Consider the following 15,134-nt stretch of genomic DNA (forward strand, 5'->3'; position numbering starts at 1 on the left):
GTGTCGCGCTCACCCCCACCTCAAGGTTGAAGAGCCCGTATCGAGAGGTTGCCGACTATCGGACTCGTGAGGAGAAACTTCAGGAGGTTGCCACGGCTTCCCTTGACGATGGTCTGTGGCGACAGGTGACACCCAACGCGGACGGCGACTGGATCAACCAGCGAAGCGATTCCTACCAAGCCTTCACTCCCTTGGCAGCTCCCCAAGGACGTCCATTAGCAGTCTTCAAAGTGCAGTCCGCCGGGCTCAAGACCAATCGGGATGCATGGTGCTACAACTTCTCTCGGCAGAGAGTACTGAACAACATGCGCTCCATGATTGATACCTACAACACGCAGCTGGCCATAGATGACCTAGAACGTGATCCCGCCAAGATCAGCTGGTCAACCGACCTAATGACAAAGGCGAAGAAGGGCGTGGCTGGATACTTCTCCGAGGATCGCGTAGGCGTCGCTGCCTATCGTCCGTTCACTAGAACTTGGCTCTACTACGATCGGTTCTTCAATGCCGCCCCATCCTTGCTCCCTCGAATCATCCCCGCGTTTCCCGCCAAGAATCTCGGCATTTGGGTTCCGGGTCCTGGCTCAAACGCCCCATTCCAGTGTCTGGTCACCAACGCCCTACCGGACTTGGTCCTAGGGGGCGCTGGGAACCCGGGTCTGTTCTTCGCACGGTGGACGTACGAGCGGGCCGCCGATGGCCCCAGTCAGGGCAATCTGTTAGAGGACCCGGCCGGCGATGTGGACGAGTGGGGTTACCGTCGGGTCGACAACATCACCGACGAGATCCTGACCGCGCACCAGGAGGCGGTCGGGGAGCAGGTTTCGAAGGATGATGTGTTCTTCTACGTGTACGGGGTGCTGCATTCGGAGCAGTACCGCACGACGTTTGCCGCGGACTTAAAGCGCATGCTCCCCCGCATTCCGCTGGCTGGGTCTCGGGAGGACTTTGAGGCGTTCGTCGCGGCGGGACGCGCTTTGTCGGAGCTGCACGTGGGTTACGAGAGCCTCGAGCCGTACCCGTTGCATGAGCAGGCGCCGGCGTTTGGGGATCCCTGGCAGGTGTTCCGGGTCGAGAAGCTGCGCTGGGTCGACAAGGCCACCAAGAAGGCGATCCGCGTGAACGGCCAGGTGGTCTTGGGTGACATTCCGGCGGCCGCGCACCGGTACATGCTGGGCTCGAGGTCGGCGTTGGAGTGGATCATCGACCGTTATCAGGTCAAGACGGACAAGGCCTCCGGGATCGTGAACGACCCGAACGACTGGGGTCGCGAGCACGGCGACCCGCGCTACATCGTGGACTTGATCAAGCGGGTGACGCGGGTATCGGTGGAGACGATGAAGATCGTCGACGCCCTCCCGACGCTCCCCCTCGACGACTGAACAGGCGAGTGGTCGTGCCACCAGTGCAGTACCGGGTGGTGGGTCGTTGTCCGCAGTGTGCCAGCGAAGTGGTGCTGCTCGACGCCGCGGATCGGCTGCCGCCGCACCACACGGCGAAGGGCAAGGCGGTGCTCGTTCCAGGGTGACCCGGTCCGGGTCCGTCGGATCAGTGAACCCCCACCCGCCAGGACGTCGACGTCGGCGCGGAAGTTGTCCCGCAAGCAGGCCAAGCGTGCGAAGCAGCGGGCGATCCAGGCGGTGATCCGGGCGGGCAAACGAACGTCTCTATGGGGCTCTTCATACCTGCGCCACGGTACGGCGGCCTGCAGCAGTCCCCCTCCGCGGAGGCCTCGAATTCGCTTGGAGAGGTCCAACTCAGGAGTTGGGACAAGCGAGACAAGCATCCTGAATCGGCCGCAGCCGTTGCAGACATGCACCTGGCCATCAGCAACCGCACCCGCACATACCGAATGGCGTGGCCCCCAGCTAACGCATAGCCGTAGAGCAGTGAGCGCTGGGTCGGCAGCATGCGTAACCACGTCCGGCGGTCCGATGCCGCCAAGCAGCTCTGCTAAACCGCGTAGGTACCCCTTCCTTCCAGCGCCGAGTAGAGCGTCTGTCGGCTCACTCCGAGGTCTCTCGCTACCCGCGCCTTCGGCACCCCCTGCTCGATTCGCGACCGTGCCTGAGCTATTCCCTCGGCGGTGAGCTTTGGGGCTTTGCGGTACTTGCCTGCGGCCTTCGCGAGGGCGATCCCTTCGGCTTGCCGCTCGCGGATGGCCTCGCGCTCGAGTTCGGCGAATGCCGCGAAGACCGTCAGCATCGCGCGCCCTTCCTTGGTGGACACGTTGAGCATGGGCGAGTCCAGGAACTCGATCGCGACGCCCTTGGCCGCCAGCTCGTCCACGATCCGCAGTAGGTCCCGGGTGTCACGGGCGAGCCGGTCGATCGACTTCACCCGGATGGTGTCCCCCGCCTGGGCGAACGCCATCAGCGTGCGAAGCTTCTCGCGATCGGCGACGCTCTTGCCAGAGAGCTGCTCCTCGACCAGCACGTCGACGCCGGCGAGTGCCTCGCGCTGTCGCTCCAGGTTCTGGTCCTTCGAGCTGACTCGCGCGTAGCCGTAAACCCGTCCACGCATGTCTAGACCTCCCGGCAATACCGTCCAATAGAAACCACTTGGAGGTTAGTTTACGCTCAAGAGTCCCACGCGGTCACCCCGTCTACGGAGTACACCCTGTTGGACGTCCGAGCAAGCGGCCAAGCGGCCCTCATCCCCCTGGGCGCCCATCGGGTGTGCTCGACTCTGCCGACGGGCGTGTGATTACTCAACTGCCCAGTAGCGGACGTTCGCACGTCGGTGGACCTGACCGTGATCACACACCCAGCACAGCTTCCGTATTGGCGCCCTTGGCGCCATAATGGCTCTATGCCGAACATCCAGATCAAGGACGTACCGGAGGACACGCATTCGGTCCTGCGGCAGCGGGCGAGTGCGGCGCACCAGTCCTTGCAGGAGTATCTACGGTCCAGGTTGATCGCTGAGGCGGCCCAACCGACTGTGGACGAGGTGCTCGCCCGTGCGGGCGGTCGGGCCGGCGGTTCGCTGTCGCTGGCTGACGCGGTGAGCGCGTTGCGGTTCGACCGTGCTCGTCATTGACGCCAGCGTCCTGGCCGTCGCCCTGCTCGACGACGGCCCGGACGGTGACGCGGCACGGCATCGGCTGCACGGGGAACAACTCGCCGCCCCGGCACTGATCGATCTCGAGGTGGCCTCTGTGTGGCGAGGACTGGCCCGCGGCGGCCACCTGGACCCACGTCGAGTCGGGTTCGCTCTGGATGACCTTCGGGAACTGCCGCTCCAACGCGTGGGCCATGCCCCCCTGCTGGCTCGCTGTTGGGAACTGCGGGACAACCTCACAATCTACGACGCCGCCTACGTCGCCCTCGCCGAAGCACTGCAGGTGACCCTGCTCACCGGAGATCGCCGCCTCGCCAGATCCACCGGCCCACAGTGCGCCATCGAGGTCATCAAGACCAACCGCTGACACGACTTCGCCGCCCGCCCAGCGGATCTGGTCTGCCGATGGTCGTGACCTCGCGCACATGCCGAGATTCGAGCGGGGTCTGTCCGATTAACGGTGGGCGGCACTGGCGTTTACTGGTTGTTCCCTGCCGGGTCGAGGCGGCCCGGGAAGGTGATGGCGAACGCGTTCAGTGCCGGCTTCCACCGGTTCATCCATCGTTTCTTGGCGGTGCCGGTGGGGTCAAGGGATCGCGCCACGAGGTAGAGGCACTTCAGGGCGGCTTGGTCGGTCGGGAAGTGGCCACGGGCCCGGACGGCCCGCCGGAAGCGGGTGTTCAGCGACTCGATCGCGTTCGTGGTGCAGATGACGCGGCGGATCTCGACGTCGTAGGCCAGGAAGGGAATGAACTCCTCCCAGGCTGAGCGCCACAGCCCGATCGCCGCCGGGTACTTCGACCCCCAGGTGTCGGCGAACTCGGCGAACCGAGCCTCGGCAGCGGCCGCGGTCGGGGCGGTGTAGACCGGCTTGATGTCACGGGCGATCGCGTCCCAGTTCTGCCGGGCGGCGTACTTGAACGTGTTCCGCAGCAGGTGGATCACACAGGTCTGCACCACCGTCTGAGCCCAGACGGTGTTGACCGCCTCCGGCAGGCCCTTCAGCCCGTCACAGACCAGCATGAGCACATCGGCGACACCCCGGTTCTTCAGCTCGGTCAGGACGGCCAGCCAGTGCTTAGCACCCTCCCCGCCGTTCCCGGCCCACAGGCCCAGGATGTCGCGTTGCCCGTCGACGGTGACACCGATCGCGACGTAGAACGCCTTGTTGGTGACCTGTCCGTCGCGGACCTTGACGTGGATGGCGTCGATGAACACCACCGGATAGACAGGGTCCAATGGCCGGTTCTGCCACTCGACCATCTCGGCGATCACCTTGTCGGTGATCCGGCTGATGGTGTCCTTGCTCATCGACTGGCCATACACCTGCGCGAAGTGGTCGGTGATCTCCCCGGTGGTCAATCCCTTCGCCGACAGTGACAGCACCATCTCATCGACCCCGTTGAGCCGGCGTTGTCGTTTGCGGACCACCACCGGCTCGAACGTCCCGTCGCGGTCCCGGGGCACCTCGAGGGTGACCGGGCCCAGCTCGGTGTGCACCGTCTTGCCCCGGGTGCCATTGCGTTCGTTGCGGCCCTCGCTGTCGGCCTTCCCCGCCCGGTCACCGTGCTCGTAGCCCAGGTGCTCGTCGAGTTCAGCTTCCAGGGCACTCTCCAGGACCTGCTTGGTCAACGTCGCCAACGGGCTGCCCGGCCCGACCAGACTCACTCCCTCAGCACGGGCCTGCTCGATCAACTGCGCGGCCACCGAATCCGGGGCCACCTTCCTTGGATTCGTCACAGCGGTCATCGTGTCGTTCACGACACCCTGCCTTCCTCACCGGGCCTACCCCGGCGTGTCGGGCCAGACCACCCACCGTTTCTCTGACAGTCCCTTCGAGCGTCCTGGGAGGATGGCTCAGGGAGGCTTTATCCCTGGTAGAGCCAGACCCAGTTGCCGTCGAGATCAGTGACTGCGCTGGCGCGGGGCATCCCTTCGGCGTCAGTGATCGGTACTGTTTCGGTCGCCCCGGCTGCGAGAGCTTGGTGGTGAATGGTGTCGAGGTCGGGTACGAGCAGGCCGAGGGTGCTGCGTCCGGGGCAGTCGAAGTCGGTGTCGTCGACCAGGAGTAGCAGGAAGAAGCCTGGCTGGCCGTAGTCGCCGAACAGGTAGCCGTCGTAGTCCGCGTCTTCCGTGTGGCGGATCACCTGTGCTGCTAGGCCGAAGGCGTCCTCGTAGAAGCGCCGTGCTCTGTCCTTGTCGGCGACGCGGATCTTCAGCTGGACCGGAACAACGGTGGTGGCGACAGTGGGCATAGGTACTCCTTCGGAGGCGTAGGCACTGCACTGGGCGATCTGCTGATCGAGATGCTTGCGGGTGCGAACAAGGCGGTCGGCATGTGACTCGAGCAACGCCCGCGCCCGGTCTGAGGAGGGTGCCGCGACGATGTCGCGAACGTCGGGGAGGGGCACGTCGAGCCAGCGCAGATCGGCGATGAGCCTTGCCGTCGTGAACAAGCTGGTGGAATAGCGGCGGTAGCCGGTGTCGGGGTCGACTTCGGTGGGCTTGAGCAGGCCCAATGCGTCGTAGTGGCGCAGCGCATGCACGCTGAGCCCTGCGCGCTTGGCGAACGGCCCGACGTTGAGGAGATCGTCACTCATAACTCAAGAGTCGGGCTTCGGGTTACCTGAGAGTCAACCCCTGTCCCGGGTGGTCTATAGGGTCACTGGCGGGTCCTCCTCCGAACTGACTCCGGCAGCTGACGCACGCTATTGCCGCCGTCAGGTCTGTTCTCCCACCGGGGTTCGGTGACAAGGATGTGGTCTTCCCACCTCAAAGCCGCGCGTACGGGCATGAGCGACCCGGACGCCGGGTCGCGGCGGGTCAGTGAACCGACGCGATCATCGGACGACTTGAGCGTCGCAACAATCCGTCCTGGAGTTTCACTGAACCGCATCACCGCCTGCAGCAGAGGATCCGACTGGATGGGCGAAGTCCTGCGGTGAGGAGATGCCGCCAGCTCTCGCCGCTGGAAACGGGAGGCAGTAGCCTCCCTTTCATGAGCGTCGATGCCTCCACCCCCGTGCACCGGCCCGAGTCGGGCAACGCCGAGAAACTGAACGTGCTCGCTGTCGTCGCCTTCGTCCTCGCGATCCTCGTGGCTGGACAGATCGTCGGCTTCGGCTCGGTCACCTTGGCGATCTTCGCCGTCGGCGCTGGCCACGTGGCCCTTCAACAGATCAAGTCCCGCGGGGGCCGTGGACGAACCTTGGCCTTGTTCGCCTTGGCCATCAGCTATGCAGCCGGTATCTGGGGGCTGGTCACAACGGTGTACTGGGCGATCCTGCTCGCCGGAGCCACCATCAACCCCTGAGGCGGCCGCCCGGAACATGCGCTCGTAGATCGCGCACAGGACGGGCTCCTGGAGACGGTTGTAATGCCGCGCACCCTGCCCGGGTTGGCAATCTTGGCTGCGCCATGACTTCGTGCCGGCTCTCAGTCCTGGCCGACAGAACGCCCTGTTCTGCCGCGCTGAGGACGTAGCCTCCGGCTGGCGTTCGACTCTGCCGCGAGCCTCGCATGCTGCAGATGTCAGATGGTGATGGTGCCGGTGGTGCCGTTGATCGTGATGATTTGGCCGTTGGTCAGGGTGGTTGTGGCTCCTGCGGCGCCCATGACTGCGGGGAGGCCGTATTCGCGGGCGACGATGGCGGCGTGGGAGAGACGCCCTCCGGTGTCGGCGACGATGGCGGCGGCGAGGCCGAACAGGGGTGTCCATGACGGGTCGGTGTAGTGGCACACGAGGATGTCGCCGGGCTGGAGCTGGTCGAAGTCCTGAGGCCCGGTGATGACTCGTACTGGGCCGGTGGCCTGGCCCGGGCTGCCGGCGGCCCCGGCGAGTCTGGTGTCCGCGGGCTGGTCGGCCCGCGCCCACCAAGCTGCAGCCGCGTGCGGTCGGTCAGCCTCACGCTGGCTGGCGGTCGCGCGTGTTTCCTGAGTCGATGCAGGTTCGGTGAGCGCCGTCGCGATCTCCGGCAGGGTGAGGTACTTGAGGTGCTCTGGCGTGTCGAGGGCTTGTCGATGGTGGAGCCGGGCGGCGATCTCGTTGGTGACTCGGCGTGCGATCACGTAGGCGTCCTCGATGAGGTAGACCGATGCCTCCCGGGCGACGTGTCCGTCCCGCCAGGCGCACAGGGTGCGGACGAATCCGCGGCGGGCCGGGCTGGGGAGCCTTCGGGTGATCTCGTCGACCAGATCCTGGTGGGAGGCGGTGTCGTTGGGTCGCTGTGGGGCGCGGCGTACGGCGGCGAGCGTTGCGTCGAGGCTGGTGTGGTCCTCGCGCCACGAGCGGTGGGAGAAGGGAAGGTACAGCTGGGTGGTGCGGGCGCCGTGCTGGTCGAGAAATTGCTGGTAGGCGTCGCGGTAGGCGGGGCTTTCGGGATCAAGGGCCGCGAGGCGGTGGAGGTCCTTGTCGATCGTCACGGTGGTGTACTCGAGGTCGCCGAGTAGGTCGTAGGCGTCGAGGTCCCGCCGCCTGGCCAGGGCCAGGTAGCGGCCCAGCCGCAGGGCGGTGAGTTGGGCGGGGCCGACGTAGTCGAGGAACCTCGCGCGGGCGATGTCGCTCACGAGCGCCAGCACCTGGTCGAGCAGCGTCAGCAGGTGCTGGTTGGGAACGGCGGTGAGTTCCGCGGGCAGGACGGCAGCCAGTTGCCTGCGATAGGTGGCTTCCACGGAGGGCCATCCGGCCGGGTCGGGGGCTTGGTAGCGGAGGAGCCGGGCCAGGCGCCAGCTGAGGTGGACGTCTGGGTACGCGGCAGTGAGCGTCCCGTCGGGTTCCATGGCGATGAGCTGGTCGATGGGGGTGGAGGTGATGCCGATGCTGCTCATCCCGGCTTGGAGTTGGCGGTGCATGGGGATGATCGCGGCGAGGTCGAGCGGGTAGGGGCCCGGGTAGTGCTCGACGAGGTCGGTGTGGAAGGTGCGGGACGCCTTCCCGATCCGGCGCCCGGACACGGTGGTCGTCGGGGGTTGCCGGGTCTCGGCAGGCGCAGATGCAGTGGTGGTGATGGGGCGAGCTTGGAGGAGCCACAAGGTGCTGCCCGTGTAGGCCCATTCGAGGTCCATGTCGATGCCGTAGTGGTTCTGCACGGCCTGCCCAAGGCGGGCGAGCTCGAGCACCTGGGTGTCGGTCAGGCAGAGCCGGGTTTGGTCGGCGGGTGCGACGTTGGTGGTGCGGGTGGTGGCACCGTGGCGGTCGATGCGGGTCTGCTTGGCGCCGAGGTGGCGTTCGAGGACCGTGGCGGTGGTGGCGCGGTACTGGTCGGGGGTGACGGCGCCGGAGACGATGCTCTCCCCGAGCCCCCAGGAGGCGTCGATGAGTGTCTCCTCGCTGCCTGTGATCGGGTCACGGGTGAACAGGACGCCAGAGGTGTCGGCGTCGACGAGTCGCTGGATGACGACGGCGAGGGCGACGGTGTGGTGGTCGAAGGCGTTGTGTTGGCGGTAGTCGACGGCGCGGGTGGTCCACAGCGAGCCCCAGCAGCGGCGCACGGCATCCAGGATGGCTTCAGCACCGACGACGCCGAGGAAGGTGTCCTGCTGCCCGGCGAAGGACGCGTCGGGCAGGTCCTCGGCTGTGGCGGAGGACCGTACGGCCACTGCTGTTCCCTCGCCCCACGTGGCCAGTCGGTTGGTGATCTCTTGGGCGACGTGGGCGGGGACGGGCTGGGCCTCCACCGCCGCTCGGACAGCGTCCGGACCCTGCGCGAGCAGCACGTCGAGGTCCAGGTCGGCGACTGCGTTGCGGTAGGTGTCGGCGGTGATGATGAATCCGTCGGGGACGGGGAATCCAGCGCGTTGCAGCTCGCCGAGGTTGGCGGCCTTGCCACCGCCGGTGGCCAGGGTCGCGTCGATGAACGGGATGGTCATGAGGTACTCCAGGAGATGACGAGGCCACCGACGGCAGCCGCGGAGAGCGAGATGAGAAGGCCCGCGCTGGCGACGGGTGCAAGTGTGTGGGCCGGCCAGAGGCCGAGGATGGGTAGGAACAGGGCCGCGCCGGCATGGCGGGCCAGTTGGACCAGGGATGAGGCGCCAGCAACCTGCCCGGCACTGGCGGCTGTCTGGGTTCGGGTGAGGAGCGCCGGCAGGGCCGCACCGCAGCCCAGCCCGACGCCGGCTGCGCCGAGCGTCAAGGCCGTGACATTGCCGGGGGCCGCCACGGCGCAGGCGGCGAGCAGCAGGAGCCAGCATCCCGTCACGGCTCGACGGTGTGACGCGAGGGTTCCACCGAGCACGCTGCCGACCGCGGAAGCCAACAGCATCGGCAGCAACCGCCGGCCGATCGCCGATGCGTCCAGATGGTGCACCGCCTGCAACGCCCAGGGCAGGAACGTGACCACCGACACCATCACCCCGCCCAGAAGGAACGCCATGGCAAGGATCCCCGCCAGGGAGGACCCGGCCGACCGCAGCGCCATGTCACCGTGCCGCACCCGCCACCAGCCCGCCGGCTGGGCCGCGGTCGGCATCGACATCGACGCCAGAGCCCACCCAGCGACGACAAACGGGACCGTGGCGGCCATGCCCCAACGCCACCCGATGAACTCGGTGGCCCAGCCACCCCACAACGGACCGACCACATTCGCCAGCACCTGCGCCAAGCCCATCAGGCCAAAGGCGTGGCCCCGTGCACGATCATCGTCGAGCAGCCCCACCACGGCCAAGGCTGCAGGGACCAGCAACCCGGCCCCCACGCCCTGCACCAGACGGAAGACCAACAGCATGCCCATGCTGTGTGAGAGACACACCCCGACGGTAGCCAGGCCGAACACGCCCATCCCGGCCAGGTACATCGGGCGAGCTCCGACGCGATCGGTGACGACACCCGCCCACGGCAGGACCAGCGTCGAGGCGAGCAGGTAGATGCCCGACACCCATGCGTAGGCGTCGCGGTGCCCCAGCTCGCCGATGATCGTCGGGGTCGCGGTCGCCAGCAGTGTCTGCTGCAGCGTCGAGGCGCACATGCCCACCGTCGCCGCGCACAACGCCACCACCACACGCCGGGATGCCGAAACAGTCATCAGGACACCAGCGCCGCCAGCACCAGGTCCAGCTGGGCCGACAACCGCTGGGGTAGGGCAGGGCCCTCCATTTCCCACGTCCACTGCGCCACGGGCGCGAAGTACGCCGATGCGATCATCGTCACCGCAGCGTCGCGATCCACCGAACGGAACTCACCCGACGCGATCCCCTCGTCAACGACAGACCCCAGCAGGGAGAACAACGGCCCCCGCGACGACGCCACATCTCGCTGACCCAACGACGACATCCGGGCAATGCACATCTGCCGCGCCGACGCCTCGTGCTCCACGAACCAGTCACCCGCAGCGCCGAAGACCCGCTGCAGCCTCACCGCCGCACCAGCCCCCGGGGCGTCCGCAAGCGTCATGGCAGCCATGACCTGCTCGCCAAGAAAGGACAACACATCCTGCTTGGTCGCGAAGTATGTGAAGAATGTCCCCTTGCCGATATCTGCGGCTTCTGAGATCTGCGCCACCGACGTTTGCTCGAACCCCTGCGCCAAGAACAGATCCAGCGCAGCTTCAACGATCCGCTGCCGGGTCGCCTCCTTACGGCGCGTCACGCGCTCACTCGCACTCATGAACTTAGAGTAACAAGAAACATGACCGCGGTCATATTTGCCCCGTCGGGTTCTCGAGTCATGGAGGTGTCATGTCCGGCCACAGCCCCCCGCCGTTGCTTCACCCCATCCTGTTCGACGTCGCCACGGATCCACTCGTGCGGGCCGTCGCCGCGCACTTGGCCCGATACAAGGGCCTCACCCGGTCGCACACCGAGTCCGACCTGCGGATCTACCTGCGCTGGTGCGCGGAACACCGCCTCGACCCGTTGAGGGCCGAGCGGGCGCACATCGAGCTCTGTGTTCGCTGGATGCAAGAGATCCGCGGCTTCAAGGCCTCAACGATCTCCCGCCGGCTGTCTGTGGTGATCGGCTTCTACCGCACCTGTGCCATCGACGGCATCATTCCCGCGTCGCCTGCGGAGCACGTCAGGCGGCCGAACGTGCCACCCGAATCCCCCACCCTGGGCCTGTCCCACCTGCAATTCGAGGCCATGCTCACCGCGGGCAAGAACTCCGGCAACGTCAACGACTTCGCCCTGGTCGCCATGCTTGGGCTCCTCGGCCTGAGGATCTTCGAGACCTGCGGAGCGAACATCGAAGACCTTGGCGAAGAGCACGGCCACCGCGTCCTTCGGGTGCGGGGCAAGGGCGGCAAGGTCGTCCAGACTCCGCTACCGCCCGCCGTGCAGCGAGCTGTCGAGCGCGCCGTCGACGGCCGCACCACCGGACCGATCCTGCGGTGCACACGCGGAACCCGGATGGACCGTCACTCCGCCACCCGACGCCTCCGCGCTCTTGCGAAAGCGGCGGGTGTGACGACGGCGCGGATGCACCCGCACATGCTGCGCCACACCTTCGTCACCACCATGCTCGACGCCGGCGTCGACCTCCGCGACGTGCAGATCGCCGCCCGCCACGCAGACCCACGCACGACCATGCGCTACGACCGCGCCCGCAACAACCTCGACCGGCACCCCAACTACATCCTCGCCGCCTACATGGCGTCAGGAACGTGAGCCGACAGACGCACTACTTTGCCGCACTGTGCGCGAGGGTAGCCTGTGGCTTTCCGGTACCCGTGGCGCACGCACGCTCATCAGCGGTGTGCGATGGCAGCCTGTCGTCAGGCAAGGCGCGACGCCTTGCCGAACTATGGTGAACAGGCACGATCCCAGAGGCGACCGCGAGAATCAGAGGATTCGACATGACCGTCATTGACAAGTTCCGCTCTTTGGTCCCTCTTCATGTCGGCCTCGTTCTGGCCTCGACGGGCGTGGGGGTGACCGTCGCGACTCACCTGGCGGTGCTCATCGGGGCACTGTCTCACACCGACGTCACTGGTGGCCGGGTGAAGGACCCTCGCCGAGGTCGGGAGATCGCCACGGCCAGTCTCATCACCCAAGTCCCGGTTGTGATGCTCGTCGCGCGCAACGCGACGCGGACCGGCCGGACACCACGCGCCGAGCGCGTGGCCATGGGCGTGCTTGCCGCTGCGTCCGCTCTCAGCATCCCGGTGCAGCTCCTCGGTACCGGCTTCGAGCGCGCAGCCATGGCACCGACCGCCGCAGCGCTCGCCGTGGGGTTTGCACGGCTGTCCTTGGGAGGGGACTAGCCAAACGCCGATAAGGGGGGCGGTTTGGTCCGAGTCGGCTCCGCCTGGCCCTCAGGGTCCGGCCCGTGTTCGTGTGGAGCGGTCCCGCCCACTACTGCGGATGGCGGAAAGGGATGACCAGGACGAACCATTCCGGCCCACCAGCACTCGTGTGCCGGCAGGAGCGTCACTCTGCGCGCACCGACTCGAGAGGCACCCCGTCCGAAACCGGACGCACCGAATCGTGTGGGATGCAAGCGCGCAGCCGGTCTTCGCCATCGCTGACCAGGGGGCAGTCGGTCCTCAAGCCGTCAAGCCCAGTGCTTTGGCCCGCTCAAGAGTGAGGATCATGGCGCCGAAGTCGTGGCGGGCTAGGGCCATGAGCTGGGGGTCGAGTTGCTCGTGGGGTCGCCGTCTGGTGGCGTACCAGGGTTCGAGGTCGCGGGCCTCGACCAGGACGTGGCTGTCGTCGAGCCGGGTGGTCCGCCACCCGGACAGGTCGTTGGCAGCCTCGAGGTGGCGGTCGGTCAGGATCTGGATGCCGCACGGCTGGAGGACGACCTCGTCCCACCGCTCCGGATAGCTCCGGTAGGCGAACCGGGCATCCGACTCAATGCCCGGTATGTCGGCGTTGAGCAGCGTGCCCATCCCCTGATGCGAGACCGACGCGTAGGAAACGCGGTCGAGGGGGGCCGAGACCAGGGCTTCCCGGAAGTCGGCGACGATGTCGCGCCACCGCCAGTCGGCCGCCGCGCGGATGAGTTCGAGGCCCCAGTCATTGACGATCAGGTGGCTGACCTCCAGCCTCGCCTGGTTGTAGTTGGTCGAGAACCCGGATCCGCGGCGCTCGGCGTCCTCGATCAGGATGCCGCGGGCTGCCTCGGCAGCGACCCAGAAGTTGGCATACCCTCAGCCGGTGCTGACCAAGACCTTGCCACCATGACCGGTCAGCCAGCCCAGCCCCACGTCGAGAGCGCGGGCGTCGGCCCGCGGCTGGAGCGCGAGGTTGGCGTGTAGCCCGCGCGAGTCCCAGTCTCCGCGGCACCACATCGGTGGTGCCGCGACCCCGGCCCCGGTCAAGGTCCCCTCGATCCCGGCGGCGGTCAGACGGTCGGCGAGCTGCACGATCCATGGGTTGACCTGCTCGTCCGGGCCCTCGATGAGCAGCATCCAGCCCTGCGGGCCGAGGAACCAGCCCCCGTTGTCCGGGCCCTCCTCGACAGCAGGCAGGGCGGCGTCCAGGGTGCCCTCGTCGACCTGCTGCTTCGTCTTGAGGAGCAGGTAGTTCGTGCCCTCGCCGCCCAGCGCCTTCGCCGTCCGGGCGATCCCCTTCCAGTTCACCTCGACCACGCGCGCCATCCTGCCGCCACCGCTATCGCCATCGCTACCTAGTTGGCCCCGTGCGAAGACGTCACCGCTGGTGAGCCCTTGCCCACCGGGACAGCCCTGCCGTGGTTTGGTCTGGCCGGACATCGGGCCTTGCTGCACGGTTTGGGTGATCCGGTGTCGGGCCTTCGTTCATCGGCGGCCTCCCTCACCCTGTCAGTCGTGGTCAGCGGTGCGGTTCGACGATGGCCTCCGGCCTGGGGCGGGCCTCGGTGTCGGGGGTGGTGGCGGCGCCACGCAATGTGTGGTCGAAGAAGGTAAGGCCCAGGCCGTTGATGATCTGGTGGCCTCGGCGGCCGTCGAGAGGCCCGGACCAGCCTGTCAGTCGGAGCAGGGGCGTCCACGCGGGCAGGTCGGTGAAGTCGATGTGGGAGAGCCCGTCGATGCGGACGAACCAGCCCTCGCCGGGCGCCTTGTCGATGACGGCCCGCTGGGTCTGCTGGTGGACGTGGATCTCGTGCTCGGTCCAGCCGCCGGCAGCGTCGCGTTCGCGGCGCATGGCGTCCGCACCACGGGTGATGACCATCACGGGCTGCGGGATCCCCCGCTCGGTGGCGGCCTGGGTGAGGGGGGCCTCTAGGATGAGGGTCGCGCGGATGCGGTGGTCGCGGGCGGACGCCTCCGCGACCGTTGTCCCGCCGAGCGAGACCCCGGTGGCGCCGATGCGGTCCAGGTCGAGGTGCGGGCCGAGCCCGTTGGGAGCTTTCGCGAGGTCTGTGAGGTGGTCGAGCGCGGAGGACACGTCGGCGGCCAGGTAGGTGGCGATCCCGGTGGGCAGAGGGTGGCCGTTCACCTCGGGTGCTGGCGTGGTGGGTTCGATGCCCTGGTAAAGCAGCGGGTCGAAGACTGGTTTCAGCCCCAGCACGGGTGCCACGTAGCCGTCGGGCAGGGTGACCGCGGCGGAGGCGCCGGGCTGGTCGAGGGCCACCACGATGTAGCCGTGGGAGGCGAGTTCCAGGGCCTGGAACGTGCTCAACGACCGGGAGCCCGACAGCCCGGTGCACGCGATGATGACCGGGTGCCGTCCCTCTGCCGGGGCAGCCTCAAGCAGGGTGGGCGTCACTGCAGCTGACACCCCGGCCAGTAGCCAGCTCGGCACCCCGAACAGGCGGGCGATGGCATCGGTGAAGGCGGTGTCGGCGAGGTAGCGTGCCCGCGGTCCAGACGCCCCCGGCGCGGCGGGATACCAAGCCTGAGCGACCAGGGTACGGCGGCGGGCGGCGTCCCGGCTGGTGATCTCCGGCCGGGAGGTATCGGTCCAGGCCAACGTCGTAGTGCCGATCGGGTGTGGCCCGGTCGTGGCGGCGAATCGGGGCCACGGCCACGCCCAACCGGCCGCTACGACGAGGACGACACCCAGCATGCCGGCGGCCGTCACCATCACACGCGCTCGGGGCATGACCCCATCATGCCGGGCAACCCGTAGCGCGCCAGAACCGGACCATCCCCGCGCTGCTGCGGACATCCGGAATTGCCGCGGCTGGTGCTTGCGGGTCGGACCGTGGCCAG

At 67.4% G+C, this 15,134-nt stretch carries 15 protein-coding genes; 6 read left to right on the forward strand and 9 right to left on the reverse strand.

The window, feature by feature from the left end:
- The coding region (locus IFY26_RS17035; RefSeq protein ID WP_332836213.1) for a type ISP restriction/modification enzyme at positions 1-1,382 on the forward strand (1,382 nt) is incomplete at its 5' end.
- Positions 1,383-1,953: 571 nt separating this feature from the next.
- On the opposite strand, the gene IFY26_RS17040 is transcribed toward IFY26_RS17035, so the two are convergent.
- The gene (locus IFY26_RS17040; protein WP_232550206.1) at positions 1,954-2,523 is read right to left on the reverse strand and encodes a recombinase family protein; all 570 of its coding nucleotides are present in this window, start codon (positions 2,521-2,523) and stop codon (positions 1,954-1,956) included.
- Positions 2,524-2,811: 288 nt separating this feature from the next.
- On the opposite strand from IFY26_RS17040, the gene IFY26_RS17045 reads away from it, so the two are divergent.
- Complete coding sequence (locus IFY26_RS17045) at positions 2,812-3,042, forward strand: FitA-like ribbon-helix-helix domain-containing protein (RefSeq protein WP_232550207.1); 231 nt, start codon at positions 2,812-2,814, stop codon at positions 3,040-3,042.
- Entirely contained in the window at positions 3,029-3,430 is a 402-nt protein-coding gene (locus tag IFY26_RS17050) for a type II toxin-antitoxin system VapC family toxin (protein WP_232550208.1), read from the forward strand. Before IFY26_RS17045 ends, IFY26_RS17050 begins: the two co-directional genes overlap by 14 nt.
- Positions 3,431-3,540: 110 nt before the next feature.
- Here IFY26_RS17050 and IFY26_RS17055 read toward each other — a convergent pair whose 3' ends face one another.
- Positions 3,541-4,812, reverse strand: coding sequence for an IS256 family transposase (locus IFY26_RS17055; RefSeq protein ID WP_232550219.1), 1,272 nt, complete (start codon positions 4,810-4,812; stop codon positions 3,541-3,543).
- Positions 4,813-4,931: 119 nt separating this feature from the next.
- Entirely contained in the window at positions 4,932-5,663 is a 732-nt protein-coding gene (locus IFY26_RS17060; protein ID WP_232550209.1) for a MerR family transcriptional regulator, read from the reverse strand.
- A 398-nt stretch (positions 5,664-6,061) separates the two neighbouring features.
- Here IFY26_RS17060 and IFY26_RS17065 point away from each other — a divergent pair, with 398 nt between their 5' ends.
- Positions 6,062-6,376: a DUF4190 domain-containing protein gene (locus IFY26_RS17065; RefSeq protein ID WP_232550210.1), complete on the forward strand. Its 315-nt coding sequence runs from the start codon at positions 6,062-6,064 to the stop codon at positions 6,374-6,376.
- Between the two features lie 218 nt (positions 6,377-6,594).
- Here the strand turns inward: IFY26_RS17065 and IFY26_RS17070 are convergent, their stop codons facing one another.
- From IFY26_RS17070 to IFY26_RS17080, 3 genes are read right to left on the reverse strand one after another with little or no spacing between them, the layout of a single operon-like run.
- Positions 6,595-8,931, reverse strand: a complete 2,337-nt coding sequence (locus tag IFY26_RS17070) for a PEP/pyruvate-binding domain-containing protein (RefSeq protein WP_232550211.1) — start codon at positions 8,929-8,931, stop codon at positions 6,595-6,597.
- Entirely contained in the window at positions 8,928-10,028 is a 1,101-nt protein-coding gene (locus IFY26_RS17075) for an MFS transporter (protein ID WP_232550212.1), read from the reverse strand. The genes IFY26_RS17070 and IFY26_RS17075 overlap by 4 nt, the downstream gene beginning before the upstream one ends.
- 56 nt (positions 10,029-10,084) lie before the next feature.
- On the reverse strand, positions 10,085-10,666 hold the full coding sequence (locus IFY26_RS17080) for a TetR/AcrR family transcriptional regulator (RefSeq protein WP_232550213.1): 582 nt from the start codon (positions 10,664-10,666) through the stop codon (positions 10,085-10,087).
- Between the two features lie 71 nt (positions 10,667-10,737).
- Between IFY26_RS17080 and IFY26_RS17085 the strand changes: the two genes are divergently transcribed.
- Positions 10,738-11,664: a tyrosine-type recombinase/integrase gene (locus IFY26_RS17085; protein ID WP_232550214.1), complete on the forward strand. Its 927-nt coding sequence runs from the start codon at positions 10,738-10,740 to the stop codon at positions 11,662-11,664.
- 188 nt (positions 11,665-11,852) lie between these two features.
- Positions 11,853-12,260, forward strand: a complete 408-nt coding sequence (locus IFY26_RS17090) for a hypothetical protein (RefSeq protein ID WP_232550215.1) — start codon at positions 11,853-11,855, stop codon at positions 12,258-12,260.
- Positions 12,261-12,542: 282 nt separating this feature from the next.
- Here IFY26_RS17090 and IFY26_RS17095 read toward each other — a convergent pair whose 3' ends face one another.
- The 3 genes from IFY26_RS17095 to IFY26_RS17105 form a co-directional block, all read right to left on the reverse strand.
- Positions 12,543-12,887, reverse strand: a complete 345-nt coding sequence (locus IFY26_RS17095; RefSeq protein ID WP_232550216.1) for a hypothetical protein — start codon at positions 12,885-12,887, stop codon at positions 12,543-12,545.
- Between the two features lie 261 nt (positions 12,888-13,148).
- On the reverse strand, positions 13,149-13,589 hold the full coding sequence (locus tag IFY26_RS17100) for a hypothetical protein (protein WP_232550217.1): 441 nt from the start codon (positions 13,587-13,589) through the stop codon (positions 13,149-13,151).
- Between the two features lie 202 nt (positions 13,590-13,791).
- Positions 13,792-15,024: an alpha/beta hydrolase family protein gene (locus IFY26_RS17105; protein WP_232550218.1), complete on the reverse strand. Its 1,233-nt coding sequence runs from the start codon at positions 15,022-15,024 to the stop codon at positions 13,792-13,794.
- Positions 15,025-15,134 lie beyond the last annotated feature (110 nt).

This window comes from Propioniciclava soli, from assembly GCF_014858005.1.
Taxonomy (GTDB): domain Bacteria; phylum Actinomycetota; class Actinomycetes; order Propionibacteriales; family Propionibacteriaceae; genus Propioniciclava; species Propioniciclava soli.

Excerpts from the sequence above, each read along its gene's own strand:
- IFY26_RS17040 (WP_232550206.1), bottom strand. The coding sequence starts at position 2,523 with ATGCGTGGACGGGTTTACGGCTACGCGCGAGTCAGCTCGAAGGACCAG.
- IFY26_RS17045 (WP_232550207.1), top strand. The coding sequence starts at position 2,812 with ATGCCGAACATCCAGATCAAGGACGTACCGGAGGACACGCATTCGGTC.
- IFY26_RS17055 (WP_232550219.1), bottom strand. The coding sequence starts at position 4,812 with ATGACCGCTGTGACGAATCCAAGGAAGGTGGCCCCGGATTCGGTGGCC.
- IFY26_RS17060 (WP_232550209.1), bottom strand. The coding sequence starts at position 5,663 with ATGAGTGACGATCTCCTCAACGTCGGGCCGTTCGCCAAGCGCGCAGGG.
- IFY26_RS17065 (WP_232550210.1), top strand. The coding sequence starts at position 6,062 with ATGAGCGTCGATGCCTCCACCCCCGTGCACCGGCCCGAGTCGGGCAAC.
- IFY26_RS17070 (WP_232550211.1), bottom strand. The coding sequence starts at position 8,931 with ATGACCATCCCGTTCATCGACGCGACCCTGGCCACCGGCGGTGGCAAG.
- IFY26_RS17075 (WP_232550212.1), bottom strand. The coding sequence starts at position 10,028 with ATGTGCGCCTCGACGCTGCAGCAGACACTGCTGGCGACCGCGACCCCG.
- IFY26_RS17080 (WP_232550213.1), bottom strand. The coding sequence starts at position 10,666 with ATGAGTGCGAGTGAGCGCGTGACGCGCCGTAAGGAGGCGACCCGGCAG.
- IFY26_RS17085 (WP_232550214.1), top strand. The coding sequence starts at position 10,738 with ATGTCCGGCCACAGCCCCCCGCCGTTGCTTCACCCCATCCTGTTCGAC.
- IFY26_RS17090 (WP_232550215.1), top strand. The coding sequence starts at position 11,853 with ATGACCGTCATTGACAAGTTCCGCTCTTTGGTCCCTCTTCATGTCGGC.
- IFY26_RS17095 (WP_232550216.1), bottom strand. The coding sequence starts at position 12,887 with ATGGGCACGCTGCTCAACGCCGACATACCGGGCATTGAGTCGGATGCC.
- IFY26_RS17105 (WP_232550218.1), bottom strand. The coding sequence starts at position 15,024 with ATGCCCCGAGCGCGTGTGATGGTGACGGCCGCCGGCATGCTGGGTGTC.